We start from the raw sequence: 16,267 nt of genomic DNA on the forward strand, positions 1-16,267 counted from the left end.
ATTAATAGATTAATAGATTAATAGATTAACTTAACGTTTGATATTGCTCAGCTGCCTCAAAGGTAAGTTTTGCTGCTTCAATCGTCATTAAGTTAATCGGTGTATCGAGATAAGCGACAGAAAATTGCAATGGGCTTGGTATCCAGTCAGTTTTAATTATCTTTAATGTTTTATTGTTAAGAGCGTCGTTAATTACTTCTTTAGGTAACATCGCAATACCGACTCCACTTTCGGCTAAGCGAATGCTGGCGGAGAGTGAGCTTGCAGAATAGAACCGTGTGGGTTGATTGTTATGCTTTGTAAAGTAGCGTTCAACCTCATGGTATGGCGTAGTATTTCGTGCATACGTAATGATTGGCCAACGAGAAAAATGAGTGACGGTTTGCAATGCGGTGCTTGGTATCGTAGGGCTTGCCACCCAATGCAATGAATACTCGCAAATGCAATGACTAATCACATTTGGTTCGATAACGTCTCCTAATAAAATCGCCACATCAATATTACGAGCTAATAGCTCTTTTCTAAGATTAATGGTTGCATCAACAATGAGCTCAACTTCTAAGTGAGGTAGGTTTTGATGGATTAAAGAAAGGTAGTGAGGTAGCCATGTATGAACGACAGTCTCTGATACTCCAACGCGTAATATTCCCGAAATAGCCTCTGAATTATTAGCCAGCGCATGAAATTGGTCTGCATTACTTAACAGTTTCTCAGCAAAGGGAAGCAGCTCTCGTCCTTTTGCGGTTAACGATATCGAACCTGTATCACGAAAAAACAGGGGTACATTCAATGTCTCTTCCAGATTTGCTATGCGTGTTGAAATCGCAGGTTGTGTTGTGCATAAATGCTTTGCAGCCTTTCGAAAACTGCCTAAATGTGCAATCCACACAAAGGTTTCAAGTTGTTTTAGATTAAGCATTCCATGCCTCTCTTAGATTAATTCCACTGCAAGGTGATAAAAAATATTTATCAAGAATAACAGAAAAATACGAATAGACATTATTAAAATAAGCAGTAGTGTAACTCCTAGTTAACGATAAAATTACAATCGTAAAGGGAGAGCGGGATGGATAAGGATTTATCACTCGATAATCTACGTAAAAAAATCAGAAGCAATGAGTTCACAAAAACGACATCAGGTTATGCTCCGGGGTATCTACAAGCGAATCTTGTTATTTTGCCTGCGCTTTGGGCTGCAGATTTTTTGCTTTTCTGTCAGAAGAATCCTGTTGCATGCCCATTAATTGATGTGACTCAACCAGGAGAGAGATATCTTCCTTCTATTGGGGCTGATATTGATTTGTCGACAGATGTTCCTGAATATCATGTGTTCTATGAAGGTAACTTTGAAACCTCAGTCTCTGATCTCAAAGATCTGTGGCAAGATGATTTAGTCACGTTTGTCTTAGGCTGCTCTTTCTCGTTTGAAGAAGCCTTAATTCAATCGGGTTTATCTATTCGAAATATTGATGAAGGCAAAAATGTCTCAATGTATGACACAAACATTGCTTGCCAGCCTGCAGGGAAATTTAATGGAAGTTTTGTAGTTTCGATGCGTCCATTTAGGGCAAAGGATACGATACGTGCCATTCAAATAACGACCCGATTCCCTAAATCTCACGGTGCACCAGTGCATTTTGGTGACCCGAGTACGATAGGTATTTCAGATATTGGGAAGCCTAATTATGGAGACGCGGTTCACATCAATTCAGATGAAATTCCTGTGTTTTGGGCGTGCGGAGTCACACCACAAAATGTGATCCGTCAAAGTCGCCCTCCATTTTGTATTACTCATGCACCAGGAAAAATGTTGATCACCGATCGCTTAAGTTCTGAGTTCGCAGTGCTTTAGTTATATTGAGTCATCACCGTATGGTAGCAACTAAATAGTGAGTAAATCATTAAGGAAAATGAAATGAAAATTAATTGTGATATGGGTGAAAGCTTTGGATTGTGGGTATTAGGTGAAGATGCTGTCGTTATGCCAGCATTAGACATGGCAAATATAGCTTGCGGCATGCATGCATCAGATCCTAGCGTAATGATGAAAACAGTCGCGTTAGCAAAAGCTAATGATGTGATGGTGGGAGCACACCCCGGTTACAACGATCTACAAGGGTTTGGACGACGCGATATTGTAATGAGTGCTGCAGATTTGGCCGCATTGTTTATTTATCAACTGGGTGCATTACAGGGAATATGTCAAAGCCAAAATACAAGATTAAGTTACGTGAAGCCTCATGGTGCGTTATACAACGCGATGATGAAAGACGATGCGATTCTTGAAACTTTATTGGATGCATTACAGCGTTACGATGTCACTTTACCCTTGGTTATTATGGCTGTTCCTGATCACGCTCGCTACCAAACATTGGCCGATAAATTTGGCATTACATTATGGTTTGAAGCATTTGTAGATCGGGCTTACGACGAAGAAGGGCGATTAGTTCCGCGTAATGTGCCTAATTCAAGCCATCATACGAATGAAGCAATTCAGCGCCAAGCGGATCAATTGATTGATCAAGGTAGTGTTACAACGCTGACAGGAAAGAAAATAAGGATCCATGCCGACACATTATGCATTCACGGCGATGGTCCTTTTGCTGTACCAACAGCCGCGTATTTACGTAATAAGTTACAGAAAAAGGCGGAATGATGATGAAAATATCAGCCGTTAGTGAAGCAAGCGTTTTAGTCGTATTTTCAGATATGGTGAGTCCTGACACTGCAGATATGATTGCTCAATCGGTAGCTATGATTGAGCAAGAATCAGATTTATTTGTGATTGATATGGTGCCATCGTACACATCCATTTTAATCACTTATGACTTAACACGTATAGAGTTACGTTCGTTTATGTCTCGCTTAAATCTGTGTCTTCAAAAAAGTAACGAATGTGGGCAATTATCATCATCTTCTGTTGTGATTGAATTACCAGTGTATTACGGAAAAGAAGTGTCGCTTGATGCTGAAGAAATAAGTCGTCATACCGGTTTATCTTTTGATGAGATTGTGTCTATTCATTCTTCTCAAGAATATAGAGTTTATGCTATTGGCTTTGCTCCGGGTTTTGCTTATTTAGGCAATACTGACCCGCGTATTCATATCCCTCGTAAAAGTACACCACGTCTGAGTGTTCCTGCTGGCAGTTTAGCTATCGCTGAACAACAAACCGCAATCTATCCCAAGTCGTCACCAGGTGGATGGCAAGTCATTGGACGAACACCGATTAACTTAATTGATTTTAATCGTGAGAACCTAACAGTCTTTGAGATGGGAGCAAAAGTGATATTCAAGCCTATCTCACGAGAAGAATACATAGCGATGGGAGGAGAAATTTCCGAGGCATTGTTAGAAGAAGGGGCGCATAACGTATGACATTACGAGTTCACAGCACAGGGCCGTTAGCGTTACTTCAAGATAAAGGTCGATATGGTTATCAATCGGTTGGGGTCACGCCTGGAGGGCCAATGGATGAGCATGCGTTTGATTGGGCTAATAAATTATTAGATAACGATCTGAATGCAACTCAAATTGAAATCACTTTAGGGCAGTTTAGCTGTACATTTTATGCTGCCACCTCAATTGCATTAACTGGGGCTGATATGGGGGCAAAGCTCAATGGGGAATCGATTTACCCTTGGCAAAGCTATGTAATTAATTCGGGCGATAAACTAGATATGGGTACTGCAAAGTCAGGTTTACGATCTTATCTAGCAGTGAGTGGTGGGTTTAAAGTTGACACCGTTTTAGGCAGTTCAGCGACGGTAAGTCGTGATGGATTAGGTGGGGATGATCGTAAAGGTAGCCCATTAACTGCAAATCGTTTAATTCGTTATTCGGTGGATGTTTCACAATTATCAACGTCTTTTTCTGAGCCAAGATCTCGTAAGCAAGTTCCGAGTCGATTTATCCCTACATATGATCGCCATATTAATATTGGTGTCATCCCTAGCTATCAATATGATGATTTCTCGGTTGTGGATCGCGAACGATTTTTCTCATCTATTTATACGGTCACAACCAATATTGATCGTATGGGTTATCGCTTATCCGGTGAGGCTATTCATTGTCAGCGTAATAACTTAATTTCTGAAGGTATTGCACTTGGAGCGATTCAAATTCCGAGTGACGGCCAACCGATAGTGCTAATGCGAGATCGTCAAACCATTGGAGGATACCCAAAAATAGGGTGCGTAGTACATGCCGATATTAATCGTTTAGCACAATGCTTACCGGGTTCAACTGTTCAATTTTATGAAAAAGAGCTTTACAGTGCGGAAGCTGAATTGATGATACAACGTCAATTTTTTACGTCGTATTGTTCTTAAATGAGTTTATTACGACATCAATAACCAGAATCAAAATATTAATACAATAATCTCGATTAACGAGAAGAACGCTGCACATTAAAGTGCAACACTGTGACCACAAAAGGAAATCGTATGTCATCAGAAAAAACAGAACCTCAGTCGTCTTATGTGACGCAAAATGAAGGAGCATCAACAACGCGTTCGGGCTTTAGTTGGTCGTTAATTATGGGCGCCGCATTTTTGATGGCGACCTCAGCCGTTGGGCCTGGTTTTTTAACTCAAACAACTGTATTTACTCAAACATTAGGTGCAAGTTTTGCATTTGTTATCCTTATTTCTATCATTTTAGATATTGGTGCTCAGCTTAATATTTGGCGAATCATTGTTGTGTCTAAAAAACGAGCGCAAGATATTGCGAATGATATTTTCCCCGGTCTTGGTTATGTGATTGCAGGTATGGTTGCCATCGGTGGTTTAGCTTTTAATATTGGTAATATCGGTGGTGCAGGGATGGGGATGAACGTTTTATTTCCAGATATCACACCAATCGTCGGGGCTGCAATTAGTGCTGTAGTTGCCGTTGCGATATTTATGTTAAAAGATGCAGCTAAAATGATGGACCGTTTTACTATCGTAATGGGCGCAGCGTTAATTGCCATGACATTGTATGTTCTGTTTTCAACCTCTCCACCTGTTGGTGAGGCCTTATATCGAGCAGTATGGCCAGAGAAGCTTAATGTACTTGCGATTATTACATTGGTTGGTGGAACCGTTGGTGGTTACATTACTTTTGCGGGGGCGCACCGTTTGATTGATGCGGGTGTAACGGGTCAAGAAGCACTACCACAAGTTAACCGAGGTTCTGTCTCTGCAATCAGTTTAGCTTCAGTGGTTCGTGTTATTTTATTTTTAGCAGCATTGGGGGTGATTAGTTCTGGGGTCACGTTAGATCCAACAAATCCTCCTGCATCGATGTTTAAGCATGCCGCAGGTAATGTAGGTTATAAGATCTTTGGCTTAGTTCTTTGGGCCGCCGCGATCACCTCTGTTATTGGTGCAGCATATACGTCAGTATCATTCTTAAAAACATTACACCCAACGATTGAGTTGCATTCACGTCGATTTATCATTGGCTTTATTGTGGTATCCACATTTATATTTTGCTTTATTGGTAAGCCTGTCATGTTATTGATTGTAGCAGGTGCTTTAAATGGATTTATCTTACCAGTAACGTTAGGGCTTATGCTTATTGCTGCAACAAAATCATCGATTGTTGGTGATTATAAACACCCAGTTTGGATGTCTGTCTTTGGTTGGTTAATTACAGGAATGATGGCACTCATGAGCATATACACCTTGTATGTGATGGTTTTTTAAACAAACTGACCGGTGATATTAAGAATATAGTTATATTTTAGAATTATTATTCAGGTAATGGTTTTTATCTTTTTGATTTTAAATATACTAAATTGTAGGCCCTAATGCGTTTACCTGCGTGTTAGGGCCTCATAGGTTTTAACACAATGTAAATTATAAGTATCAGTCTGGCATGATGTAAGGCTGAGATAAAACAAATAAGGATATATGATGATAGATTTCTGGCCATTGATTGGAGTAGTGATAATTACTCTTGGGCTTGCTTTACGTTTAAATACGTTATTGGTTATTTTAACTGCAGGGATAGTGACAGGTTTAGTTGCTGATATTGATTTTATTGAGATCTTATCTATTTTAGGAGCGTCATTTACTCAAAATCGCTATATGTCTTTATTCATACTTGTACTCCCTATGATTGGAGTATTAGAACGCTTTGGTTTAAGAGAGCGAGCTGAAACGTTAATTGGTTCCATTAAGCAAGCCTCTGCTGGTCGAGTTATGTTTACGTATTTATTACTACGTAAAGTAACGAATGCATTAGGTTTAAACTTGGGAGGGCATCCATCCATGATCCGTCCTTTAGTTGCTCCAATGGCAGAAGCTGCTGCTGAGAAAAATAGAAAACCATTAACGAATAAAGAAAGACAACATCTACGAGCATTAGCCGCGATGAGTGAAAACTTTGCTAATTTCTTTAGCCAATTAATTTTTATTGGTGCGGGCGGTTTGTTATTAATTAAAGGTGTTCTTGAAGAGCATGGTTACAGTGTCGCCTTAAATGACATGTTCATGTGGGCAATTCCTACAGCTTTGGCTTCGTGTGTCGTATTTTATGTTCGAGCATGGGTGGAAGATTCACGCTTAGCAAAAGCTGGTAAGCAGGAGCAAGAAGAATGTTAGAGTATATTTATCAAGCGACAGGCTTACTTCTTATTGCGTTTTCTCTTCAAAGTTTTATGGATAAAAAGAATCCGAAAGCAATAGGGACAGGGCTTTTCTGGCTAGCCTATGGTGTTTCTTTCTGTTTTGGTAGCGTATTACCTGATTGGGTTGTTGGCGTATTAGTACTTATTATGACGTTAATTGCTTCAGTGGGTTTAATGGGTACTGGGTCATATAACTCAAGTGAGAATGAGTTTAGAAAAAGCAGTGCTAAGTCTTTACAGAATATGCTGTTTCTTCCCGCGATTATTGTCCCTGTTGGTACGATTTTATGGAGCCAAGTAACCGGTGAAAGTGCACTTATTGGCTTAGGGATAAGCTCTGTTCTTTCATTGTTTGTCGCTAATTGGTTGACGAAGTGTAAGCCTGTTCAAAGTATTCATGAAGGGCGTAGATTAATTGATACCATTGGCTGGGCAGCGATTTTATCGCAATTCTTGGCAGCATTAGGCTATTTATTTGGTCAGGCTGGTGTTGGTGATACGGTTTCACAAATAGTAAAAGAAATAGTGCCACACGGTAGTATATTAGCCTATGTGGTTGCATATACGTTTGGTATGGCTATTTTTACAATTGTAATGGGTAATGCATTTGCCGCTTTTGCTGTTATTACCGCAGGTATTGGTATCCCACTATTAATTGTTGAAATGGGGGGAGATCCTATCGTTGTGGGGGTGCTAGGTATGATCTCTGGCTATTGTGGAACCTTAATGACACCAATGGCAGCCAATTTTAACGTTGTACCTGCGGCATTATTGGAGTTAGATAATAAAAACCAAGTGATTATTACCCAATTCATTCCCGGTTTTATTATGTTGCTGATTAACACTTCTTTTATGTACTTTTTTGCTTTTTAGGATTAACGATGAAAAAGATATTAATTACAGGTTTTGAACCTTTTGGTAATGATAAAATTAATCCTGCGCTAGAAGCTGTAAGGCTAATTGCAGGCCGTAAACTTAATGGTGGTGAAATCAGTATTTGCCAAGTACCGGTTGTGCGTTATAAATCGATAGCAGTAGTAAAACAAGCCATTGAAGAGCAAAAACCGTATGCAGTAATTACCGTTGGTCAGGCTTCAGGCAGAAGTGCAATAACGCCTGAGCGCATAGCCATTAATGTGGATGACTTTCGAATTCCTGATAATGAAGGTATTCAAGTTATTGATGAACCAGTTATCGAGGGGGGGCCTGATGCTTATTTCACTACTTTGCCAATAAAAGCAATCGTGAATGCAATTCAAAGTAAAGGAATACCTGCGATGCTATCAAACACTGCTGGTACATTTGTATGTAATCATTTATTTTATGGGATTCAGCATTACCTAAAAGACACGAATATTCGCCATGGTTTTGTTCATATACCGTTATTGCCAGAACAATCTGTTGATGGTTCTCAACCAACCATGAAGTTAGAGCAAATAGCTGAAGGCTTAGCTATTGCAGCTCAAGCTATCATTGATAATAACGAAGACATTCAAGAAGGGGCAGGTACTATTTGTTGATTTAAAAATAGATAATCCCATCTTTATTTTTGAACCCAACAATTATTTATATTGTTGGGTTTTTTAATGATAGCTCTATAAATAATCATTATATTTCAGTGGCTTGTAAATGCCGTGTTAAGTGTGTGTGTTTATGATGCTAAGTGTTTTCTTTATCCAAAAATTAAGAGTAAATTTGCGCTTATTTTTGGGTTTTATTTGTGAAAAAGAACACGTTTTAAAATGTAAATACTGTTAGTATGAATCATAATGTAAACATTTGTGTCATTAATGAGTTGGGCAATATAGAAGCCAGTGTAGGCTCCACTGTTTATTCTTTATTGCCTTCTTATTTACTTTAAATAATAAACAAATAGAAGTAGAAAAATATGCATTTAACCTTAAAAATGAAGCTTGTTTTAACAAGTGTTGCACTTATCGTATTAACGATTATATCGCTAGGAACTTTTTCATATCAAACAATGAAAACACAAGCGTGGGATGGCATTCGCAGCGAGAGTGGAAATACGGCTAAAGCATACAGTTTAGGTATTGGTGATTGGTTTAAAGGTCGTCAAGATGCTATTACCGCAATGAAAGAAGCGATTGAACGAGACCCAAATTTAGATGTGGTCGCTCATCTCAAACAAACGTTAACCTCTGGTGGTTTTGGTCTTAGTTACTATGGTGATGCTGAGGGTGTAATGCAGCGCCAAGATCCATCACTAAACACCGAAGGTTATGATCCACGTACACGAGGTTGGTATAAGGAAACATTGGCTGCGAATAAAGGCATAACCACAAAACCTTATGTCAGCCATACTATGCAAGCACTAGTTGTGACGCTAACAGAGCCTGTTCGTGAAAATGGCCGAATTGTGGGTGTAACAGCATCAAACTTAGCTTTGGGTGCTTTAATCGAAGATGTTCTTGATATTTCAGTTCCTGGTAATGGTTATGCGATGTTGTTAGATGTAACTAACCGAATTGTTGTAGCACATCCAAATGAAAAAATGGCACTAAAACCAATTTCAGAATTAGGACAAGGTTTTGATGCTAATAATTTAAGTAATGAGATTGCATCAGACGGCTTCTTTTTTACCAAACAAGGTGATCAAGAAAAAGCGGTAATGGTGACGGCAGTACCTAATACTAACTGGGCAATTGCGTTAGTGATGGATCAAGAAACTCTAGAAGCACCATTGAATGCAATGCTCGTTAAATTATTACTTATTGGCGGTTTGATTTTATTGTTTGTTTCGTTATTTACTGGCTGGTTAGTGACACGTCAGCTACGTGAACTAGGCACAGTATCAGAAGCACTTGCAGATATTGCAAACGGTGAAGGTGATTTAACCGTTCGAATTAATGTTAAGTCAGATGATGAAGTGGGTAAACTAGCTGAAAACTTTAATCAGTTTGTGTCTCGTTTGCATACTATGGCTTCTAACTTACGCGAGATCACGTTAGAGCTTAATCGTTCAGCGGCAGACTCGGCAGATTCAGCAGTTCAGCGAAGTGAAAATATTCGTCAACAACAAGATGAAATCACAATGGTTGCCACTGCGGTAACAGAAATGGCAAGTGCAACACAAGAAATTGCAGGTAATGCTGAAAATACGGCGAAATCAGCATCACAAGCAGTAGATTTAACCCAAGAAGGTCATCAACAAGTTAACCAAAGTCAATCGTCTATTGGTAACTTAGCGCGAGAAGTAAATAGCGCAGTAGAGATCATCGAAGATCTGAACGGTCATGCACAAAAGATCAGTTCAATTCTTGCCACAATTCGTTCTATTGCAGAGCAAACTAATTTATTAGCCTTAAACGCAGCAATTGAAGCGGCGCGTGCAGGTGAACAAGGCCGTGGTTTTGCGGTTGTTGCTGATGAGGTTCGTGTATTATCGCAACGAACTCATACCTCAACTGAAGAAATTCAATCAATGATCGAAACGTTGCAATCAACAACACAAGAAGCGGTGTCTGTGATGTCTGATAGCCATCACCTTGCTGAAACTAGCGTAAAAGACGTTGATGAGGCAGGTGGAAGCATTGAAAATATCGCAGCTCAAATTAATGTCATTAGCGATATGGCAACGCAAATAGCATCAGCAGCAGAAGAGCAATCAAGCGTAACCGCTGAGATCAGTCGCAATACAGAAGGTGTGCAAGAAGTGGCAAACCAAATGGCAAGCGAAGCTGAAACGGCAGCACAACAAGCTGAAGCATTAAAATCATTAGCAGATTCGTTAGAAGAAGAAATTAAACGCTATAAGCTATAAAATACAAAAAATCATATCTAAACCGTCATTTTTTGACGGTTTTTTTATGTCAAAAAATTGTGATTCTTGTTCCATTGTGAGCTTGGCTTCTTATTCTATGAAAATATTGAAAAACTTCTTTCAGTCTCTATTCCCAAAATTAAAACAAAGTGTAGAATACGCCTCCTTATCGGCTAACACGCTACGTGTAATTTATCCCAGTGTATTGAAAATTAAAGTCAATATGCTATTTAGGACATAAATGAAAAACTATTGGCTTTCTCTTCTGATTTGCTTATCTACCGTTTCTTGCACACCTATTTTTTCAGGTACACACCCATCTCAAAGACCGGGAAGCACACCTTGTAACTGCAGTAGTGATAATGGAAATAATACGACAGTAACTGATCCTACATCCTCTAAGCCAAACCAATCGATTGAAGATCAATTAGCGAATCTAGCTAATCAAGTTCACAATAAATGGGGAGATAAAGAATTCCTTGAAGCGGGTAAACACCGTTATGTAAAGTACCTTGATGGCTATCGTACTCGTGCACATATTGATTTCGATAAAGGTAAAATTTACGTCTCAACAATCTCTCAGTATCAGCCTAAAGAAACACTTAAAAAAGCAATCATTGGGACCGTTTTAATGCCAGCGGATCCATCGCATGTTGATTTATTTAGTGATAAATCGATCCCTCTACGTGGTCGCCCGTTTCTACTTGGCCAAATTAAAGATCAAGAAAATAAAGACATAGAATGGCCTTGGAGAGCAGGGAAGTACGCAGATTACTTAATTGAAAACAAACTCCAATCAAAAACCATTAAAAACGGGAAAGCGTATTACGTTGAGATCTCAATGGTAGATGATCATCTTGAACAGCGTGAATTCCAGTATGCAGACTTGATCAAAAAAGCATCGAAAGAATACGATATATCAATTGATTTAATCTATGCCATTATTCAAACGGAAAGCAGCTTTAACCCTTATGCTGTAAGTCATGCTGGCGCGTATGGACTAATGCAAGTGATCCCCAAAACGGCAGGAGCAGACGTTTTTAAGTTAGTAAAAAACAAACCAGGCATACCAACGAAAGAATATTTATTTAATCCAGCACATAATATAGATACAGGAACTGCGTATTTCTATATCTTAAAAAATCGTTATTTACGAGATATCACACACGCAACGAATAAACATTACAGCATGATCTCTGCTTATAACGGTGGCTCTGGTGGTGTATTCACCACTTTTGATCCGAGTAAAACCAAAGCAATTAATGAAATAAATAGCTTACAGCCTAGCCAACTGTACTGGGCATTAACCAATAAACACCCTAAAGCAGAAGCTCGTCGATATTTAGAAAAAGTATTGAAATTCCAGAAAGAGTTTAATGAAAAAGCATAATGCAAAGCCTTCGTTACTATTGATAATTAGTGGTGTATATAAGTGAAACTGTTTTGGTTTTTATTGGTGTGTTTGTGTTCTTCTTTTTCATGTGCGTTTGAGCTAACAGATGAAGAACAAGAGTGGATAAATCATAATCAGAATTTTATGTTTTATAATGATGATTATGATTCAAGATTGTTCTTTATTGAAGGCGAGGAAAAAAAAGGGCTTTATAACTATTTAATCAAAGACATAAACAAAAAATTAAACACGGAATTTACGATAGAAGTTAAAGATGTTGATGTGTTACATGAACAATTTAATAACTTAGAAACCGGTGCTTACTTTGATTTTGCCAACACAAAAGAAAGACGTGCAAACTACTTTTTTGTCCCGACATTATATAGAGTTAGCACCAAGGTGTATTTTAAAGATACCTTGAATATTGAAGATCTGGTTAGTTTAAATAATAAAAAACTAGGCCTTATTGAAGCCTGGTATTCGACGACTAACTTTGTGAATAAATATTCAGGTAAAATAGCGTATATTCCGGTTAAGTTTAATTCGTTAAATGAACTCGTAACAGCGCTGAACGCAGGAGAAATTGATGCATTTGTCGCTGATACACAAGTTATTACCGACAAAGCTTACCCAACGCTAGATTTACCTCGGTTAGAGAATCTGTATACATCGTTTGCGATATCAAAGGATCAGGTTGAGTTACACAGTATTTTAATTAAATATTTTACAGAGTTAAAATCAGCTGAAGTAAAAGAGATGGTTAAAAAATCTCGCGAAGACTATTTCATCTATTTATTTAAAAAAAGCAAAGAACTCAATGGACTAAAAGTCAGCGCGGGCTATGGGTTTAATGATTTTCCAACCAGTTACCTCGTAAATAATGAATACCATGGAATAGCACCAACACTGTTCGATAGTATTAAATTAATTTTTAAAGATGTCGTTACCTTTACAGAGCCAACAACAGGTGAATGTATTGAGTTCGATATTTTGCTTTCAACCTTTAAAAGTCAATGTGTTACAGAAAAATATTTTTTAACTAAGCCTTATTATAGTTTTGAGCTTTCTGTGTTTAATAAACTGGAAGGTAATTTTATTTCTCGAATCGCAGACGTGAATTACTCGACGGTCGGAATGCTAAAAAATGCGTATTACTATGATTATGTAAAAAATAATACCTTAAATGTGAAAATGGTCTTTTTTGATACATTTGAAGAGATCATTAAAGCGATCAATGACGGTAGAGTGGACTATGCGTTTGGTGACCAAAGGTTGCTGCTGAATCATACTATCAACCATGATATGTACGATTTAAAAACGGCTGGGATATTGACAGAAAAAGTCTCCGTGTATATCGCAGTAAAAAAAGAATATAAGGCATTGTTTGATGCCATCAACCTGATTTCGATCAGTTCAGACAATGAACGACTGATTAAAAATATTTATATTAATGAGAATAAGAAATACAAAAGAAATGACTTATGGTTGTTAATTGGTATTTTGAGTACTTGCTTATTAATTATCGCTCTCTTACTTATTCGTGATTACGTTGCTAAAAAGACGAAAGATCGCCTCTTAACCATGAATGAATCTTTGATTGGTTCGTTAGAAATGGCTTCGTTATACAGTGATGAAGAAACAAGTGAGCACAACAAACGCATTAACATATACTCAGGATATTTATCTAATCTACTGGGTATGCCAAAAGCATTTGTTCAAGACATTCAAATGATTGCGTCTTTGCATGATATAGGCAAAATTGGTATTCCTCATTATATTTTAAAGAAACCGGGTAAGCTCGATCCTGATGAATTTGACGTGATGAAGCAACACGTTAACATTGGTTATGAGATAATTAAAAACACAGAACTTAGTGTAATCACTAAAAATATTGTGCTTTATCATCATGAGAAGTGGAATGGAAAAGGGTATTTAAACTTAATTGGTGAGGAGATCCCAATTGAAGCGAGAATCGTCAGTATTGTAGATGTGTATGATGCTTTAAGGCAAAAACGTATTTATAAAGAAGGGTTTACTCATGAAGTGTCGATTAAGATCATAGAGGAAGAACGAGGAGTATCGTTTGACCCAGTAATTACAGATTTATTTTTACATTACCATGAAGAGTTCAGAGCGATCTTTGAGAACAATCAGTAGGTAGGAGTAGAGGCTAGATTTTAGGGACTAGGAACGAGTAAAAGATTTTCTTAAGAGCTAGCTCTAAGCTATAGGGATGAGTAATTGCTTTTCGCTCTTACTCGTCCCTGTTTTTCTTAGGACCTAGTCCCTAAGAACTGTTTCACCTTTCACATCAAAATTGATTTTTTCATGGCCAGCAAACACTTGGAAACGCTTACCTTTAGCGCGAGCAATAATAGTAATACCAAATTTCTGAGCTAAGTCTAAGCCCATTTGCGTTACGCCAGAGCGAGAAAGCAGAACAGGAATCCCCATTTGAGCAACTTTAATAACCATCTCAGAGGTTAAACGACCTGTCGTATAAAACAGTTTATTGTCGCCCGTACCACGGTTTAGCCATAACTCACCCGCAAGCGTATCAACCGCATTATGGCGACCTACATCTTCCACAAAAGAAAGCACTTGGTTGTTTTCACAAATGGCACAACCATGAACTGCACCAGCTGCTTTATAGGTGTCGTTATGGTAGGTCAGTGCTTCTAGTGATTCATAGAGATCAGATTGATTAATTGTAATTTGAGGTACTTGGTAATTCTCAAGTTGCTTCATTACGTTGCCATACATGGTGCCTTGACCACAGCCAGAGGTTACTGTTTTTTTCTTCAAGTTCTCTTTTACGTGTTCCGTCGTTTCTTTAGTGTTAACGGCTGCTGTTTTTGTTTCCCAATCAATCATGATTGATTCTAATAGTGTTACATCGCTAATAAAATGTTGGTTTTTTAAATATCCTAATACTAACTCAGCGGGACGAGCACCTAGCGTCATTAGAGTGACCACTTCTTGCCAATTCAACATCACCGTTAATGGTTGTTCGCAGGCGACTTCTTTTGTTAGCTTCTCACCGTATTCATCATAAACATCCACAGTAAGGGTTTGTTTAGGTACAGCGCCAGTAGTTATTATTCTTGGTGATTGGCTCAAAGTAAGCTCCAAATTAATGAGATTTAAGGTAATTAATTATATACACGCAAATTTTATACCATAGAGATAAATGAAAAAGAAAGTGCTGTTGGTATAAGGATTGCTTTATATTGCGCATAGAGATAAAAAAGCCTAATAAAAAGAAGGGTGACTTGTGGATCAAAAAACAGAAAATCAATGGCCGCTTCAGTTTGAAGTGATTGAAGAAACCAAGCAAGTAGGTCGCTGGAGTGCTCCTTCATGGCATATTGGTGATATTCATTTATATGAAAAAATATCAGAAACCGCACAAAGTAATGCTATTTTATTTGAACGTGAGTTAGAGATTTTCCGTGATGAACGAACCGATTATCGTTTCAATTTAAGCTCTCAAGATCCTAAGTTATTTTTTGCATTTGAAAATGACAACGATGTTCTAACGCCAGTCATGATTACAGCGTCTCAAAGTGTAATTGGACAATATATGGATGGAGACTACGTTGTATTGTCTATTGGAATGCCATTGCCAATGCAAGCATGGTTAGAAGCCTATATTGGTAAACACGGTGAACTGATTGAAGTTCGTAGAAAGAAACGCAAAGGTGCGGGGCGCGCAAGTGAGCAACTTCCTAAGTAGATGGTCATTAAGAAAAAGAAAAGTTCAACAAGGTGAAGAAGTTAGTGATGAGAAAACCGTAGAACCTATTGAGAGCGGTGAGTACCTCGACGATCTGACAGACGTTAATGATTCTGTTGAACATTCTGGTGAAACTTCTACAGAAGCAGTAGAGGCGTTAGAAGAGCGTGTTGAGCTTCCCACCGAAGATGATCTTGGTGATATTACAGGTACAAGTAATGTGAGCCAATTTATGGCAGTAGGCGTAGATAAAAATCTGAAAAAAGCCGCATTAAGAAAGATGTTTTTAAATCCAGAATTTGCGATGGAAGATGAACCTAACTACTCAACACCACCAAAGTTAGATTCAGAAACCGCAGCTAAATTAAGAGATTGGATGGTTGAGCCAGTAGAAGAAGATGAGAGTGAATTAGAGCCTGAATTATCAACGGAAGACCCCATCATAAATATAGACAATAATAGCGCACTTAATGGGAATGATAATGAATATCAATGCGTTACGGGCGATAAAGAACAAGAAAGTGAGACAAAAAAGACCATCTAACCAATAGGGACATTTTGAACCAATTTGAGACAAAATGTCCCGTCATTAAATAAAAGACAAAAAATAGTGTAAAAATACAGCGATTCTGGCTATTAATATAAATATTTATTATCCATTAAGTTGGTACGGTTATTGCGATATAACACCTAGAAACCAGTCATAGAACTGAATAGGCCCGAATGGGGTTAAGAATAGGT

At 38.1% G+C, this 16,267-nt stretch carries 15 protein-coding genes; 13 read left to right on the forward strand and 2 right to left on the reverse strand.

The features are described 5' to 3' along the window. Positions 1 to 25: 25 nt before the first annotated feature. Positions 26 to 919, reverse strand: a complete 894-nt coding sequence (locus BTO23_RS04690; protein ID WP_061002431.1) for a LysR family transcriptional regulator — start codon at positions 917 to 919, stop codon at positions 26 to 28. A gap of 147 nt (positions 920 to 1,066) precedes the next feature. On the opposite strand from BTO23_RS04690, the gene BTO23_RS04695 reads away from it, so the two are divergent. The 11 genes from BTO23_RS04695 (at position 1,067) to BTO23_RS04745 (ending at position 13,947) form a co-directional block, all read left to right on the forward strand. Continuing rightward, complete coding sequence (locus tag BTO23_RS04695; RefSeq protein WP_105063063.1) at positions 1,067 to 1,852, forward strand: putative hydro-lyase; 786 nt, start codon at positions 1,067 to 1,069, stop codon at positions 1,850 to 1,852. Positions 1,853 to 1,915: 63 nt separating this feature from the next. Continuing rightward, positions 1,916 to 2,656 (forward strand): 5-oxoprolinase subunit PxpA, encoded by a 741-nt coding sequence (locus BTO23_RS04700; protein ID WP_105063064.1) that lies wholly within the window; start codon positions 1,916 to 1,918, stop codon positions 2,654 to 2,656. Continuing rightward, positions 2,656 to 3,378 (forward strand): 5-oxoprolinase subunit PxpB, encoded by a 723-nt coding sequence (gene pxpB, locus BTO23_RS04705; RefSeq protein ID WP_245922076.1) that lies wholly within the window; start codon positions 2,656 to 2,658, stop codon positions 3,376 to 3,378. The genes BTO23_RS04700 and pxpB overlap by 1 nt, the downstream gene beginning before the upstream one ends. Then, on the forward strand, positions 3,375 to 4,331 hold the full coding sequence (locus BTO23_RS04710; protein ID WP_061002426.1) for a 5-oxoprolinase subunit C family protein: 957 nt from the start codon (positions 3,375 to 3,377) through the stop codon (positions 4,329 to 4,331). Before pxpB ends, BTO23_RS04710 begins: the two co-directional genes overlap by 4 nt. Positions 4,332 to 4,445: 114 nt before the next feature. Then, positions 4,446 to 5,690 carry an NRAMP family divalent metal transporter gene (locus BTO23_RS04715; protein WP_061002424.1) on the forward strand — a complete coding sequence of 415 codons (1,245 nt, stop codon included), beginning with the start codon at positions 4,446 to 4,448 and terminating at the stop codon, positions 5,688 to 5,690. A 210-nt stretch (positions 5,691 to 5,900) separates the two neighbouring features. Then, complete coding sequence (locus tag BTO23_RS04720; protein WP_061011466.1) at positions 5,901 to 6,590, forward strand: DUF969 domain-containing protein; 690 nt, start codon at positions 5,901 to 5,903, stop codon at positions 6,588 to 6,590. Then, positions 6,584 to 7,489: a DUF979 domain-containing protein gene (locus tag BTO23_RS04725; protein ID WP_061011468.1), complete on the forward strand. Its 906-nt coding sequence runs from the start codon at positions 6,584 to 6,586 to the stop codon at positions 7,487 to 7,489. Before BTO23_RS04720 ends, BTO23_RS04725 begins: the two co-directional genes overlap by 7 nt. A gap of 8 nt (positions 7,490 to 7,497) precedes the next feature. Further along, positions 7,498 to 8,136, forward strand: a complete 639-nt coding sequence (gene pcp / locus BTO23_RS04730) for a pyroglutamyl-peptidase I (protein ID WP_061002419.1) — start codon at positions 7,498 to 7,500, stop codon at positions 8,134 to 8,136. Positions 8,137 to 8,504: 368 nt separating this feature from the next. Next, positions 8,505 to 10,397, forward strand: a complete 1,893-nt coding sequence (locus BTO23_RS04735) for a methyl-accepting chemotaxis protein (RefSeq protein WP_105063065.1) — start codon at positions 8,505 to 8,507, stop codon at positions 10,395 to 10,397. Between the two features lie 241 nt (positions 10,398 to 10,638). After that, positions 10,639 to 11,787, forward strand: coding sequence for a membrane-bound lytic murein transglycosylase MltC (gene mltC, locus BTO23_RS04740; RefSeq protein WP_061002415.1), 1,149 nt, complete (start codon positions 10,639 to 10,641; stop codon positions 11,785 to 11,787). A 42-nt stretch (positions 11,788 to 11,829) separates the two neighbouring features. Then, entirely contained in the window at positions 11,830 to 13,947 is a 2,118-nt protein-coding gene (locus BTO23_RS04745) for an HD domain-containing phosphohydrolase (protein ID WP_245922077.1), read from the forward strand. A gap of 123 nt (positions 13,948 to 14,070) precedes the next feature. Here the strand turns inward: BTO23_RS04745 and BTO23_RS04750 are convergent, their stop codons facing one another. After that, the gene (locus BTO23_RS04750; protein ID WP_061002413.1) at positions 14,071 to 14,910 is read right to left on the reverse strand and encodes a formate dehydrogenase accessory sulfurtransferase FdhD; all 840 of its coding nucleotides are present in this window, start codon (positions 14,908 to 14,910) and stop codon (positions 14,071 to 14,073) included. Between the two features lie 154 nt (positions 14,911 to 15,064). Here BTO23_RS04750 and BTO23_RS04755 point away from each other — a divergent pair, with 154 nt between their 5' ends. Together BTO23_RS04755 and BTO23_RS04760 are read left to right on the forward strand one after the other, a co-directional pair. Then, positions 15,065 to 15,526 (forward strand): DUF3305 domain-containing protein, encoded by a 462-nt coding sequence (locus BTO23_RS04755; RefSeq protein WP_061002411.1) that lies wholly within the window; start codon positions 15,065 to 15,067, stop codon positions 15,524 to 15,526. Continuing rightward, entirely contained in the window at positions 15,507 to 16,070 is a 564-nt protein-coding gene (locus tag BTO23_RS04760; RefSeq protein WP_060991055.1) for a DUF3306 domain-containing protein, read from the forward strand. Before BTO23_RS04755 ends, BTO23_RS04760 begins: the two co-directional genes overlap by 20 nt. Positions 16,071 to 16,267 lie beyond the last annotated feature (197 nt).

It is taken from the genome of Aliivibrio sifiae, from assembly GCF_002954715.1.
GTDB classification, from domain to species: domain Bacteria; phylum Pseudomonadota; class Gammaproteobacteria; order Enterobacterales; family Vibrionaceae; genus Aliivibrio; species Aliivibrio sifiae.

Excerpts from the sequence above, each read along its gene's own strand:
- BTO23_RS04720 (WP_061011466.1), top strand. The coding sequence starts at position 5,901 with ATGATAGATTTCTGGCCATTGATTGGAGTAGTGATAATTACTCTTGGG.
- BTO23_RS04700 (WP_105063064.1), top strand. The coding sequence starts at position 1,916 with ATGAAAATTAATTGTGATATGGGTGAAAGCTTTGGATTGTGGGTATTA.
- BTO23_RS04735 (WP_105063065.1), top strand. The coding sequence starts at position 8,505 with ATGCATTTAACCTTAAAAATGAAGCTTGTTTTAACAAGTGTTGCACTT.
- BTO23_RS04715 (WP_061002424.1), top strand. The coding sequence starts at position 4,446 with ATGTCATCAGAAAAAACAGAACCTCAGTCGTCTTATGTGACGCAAAAT.
- BTO23_RS04695 (WP_105063063.1), top strand. The coding sequence starts at position 1,067 with ATGGATAAGGATTTATCACTCGATAATCTACGTAAAAAAATCAGAAGC.
- mltC (WP_061002415.1), top strand. The coding sequence starts at position 10,639 with ATGAAAAACTATTGGCTTTCTCTTCTGATTTGCTTATCTACCGTTTCT.
- BTO23_RS04725 (WP_061011468.1), top strand. The coding sequence starts at position 6,584 with ATGTTAGAGTATATTTATCAAGCGACAGGCTTACTTCTTATTGCGTTT.
- BTO23_RS04710 (WP_061002426.1), top strand. The coding sequence starts at position 3,375 with ATGACATTACGAGTTCACAGCACAGGGCCGTTAGCGTTACTTCAAGAT.
- pcp (WP_061002419.1), top strand. The coding sequence starts at position 7,498 with ATGAAAAAGATATTAATTACAGGTTTTGAACCTTTTGGTAATGATAAA.
- BTO23_RS04690 (WP_061002431.1), bottom strand. The coding sequence starts at position 919 with ATGCTTAATCTAAAACAACTTGAAACCTTTGTGTGGATTGCACATTTA.
- pxpB (WP_245922076.1), top strand. The coding sequence starts at position 2,656 with ATGATGAAAATATCAGCCGTTAGTGAAGCAAGCGTTTTAGTCGTATTT.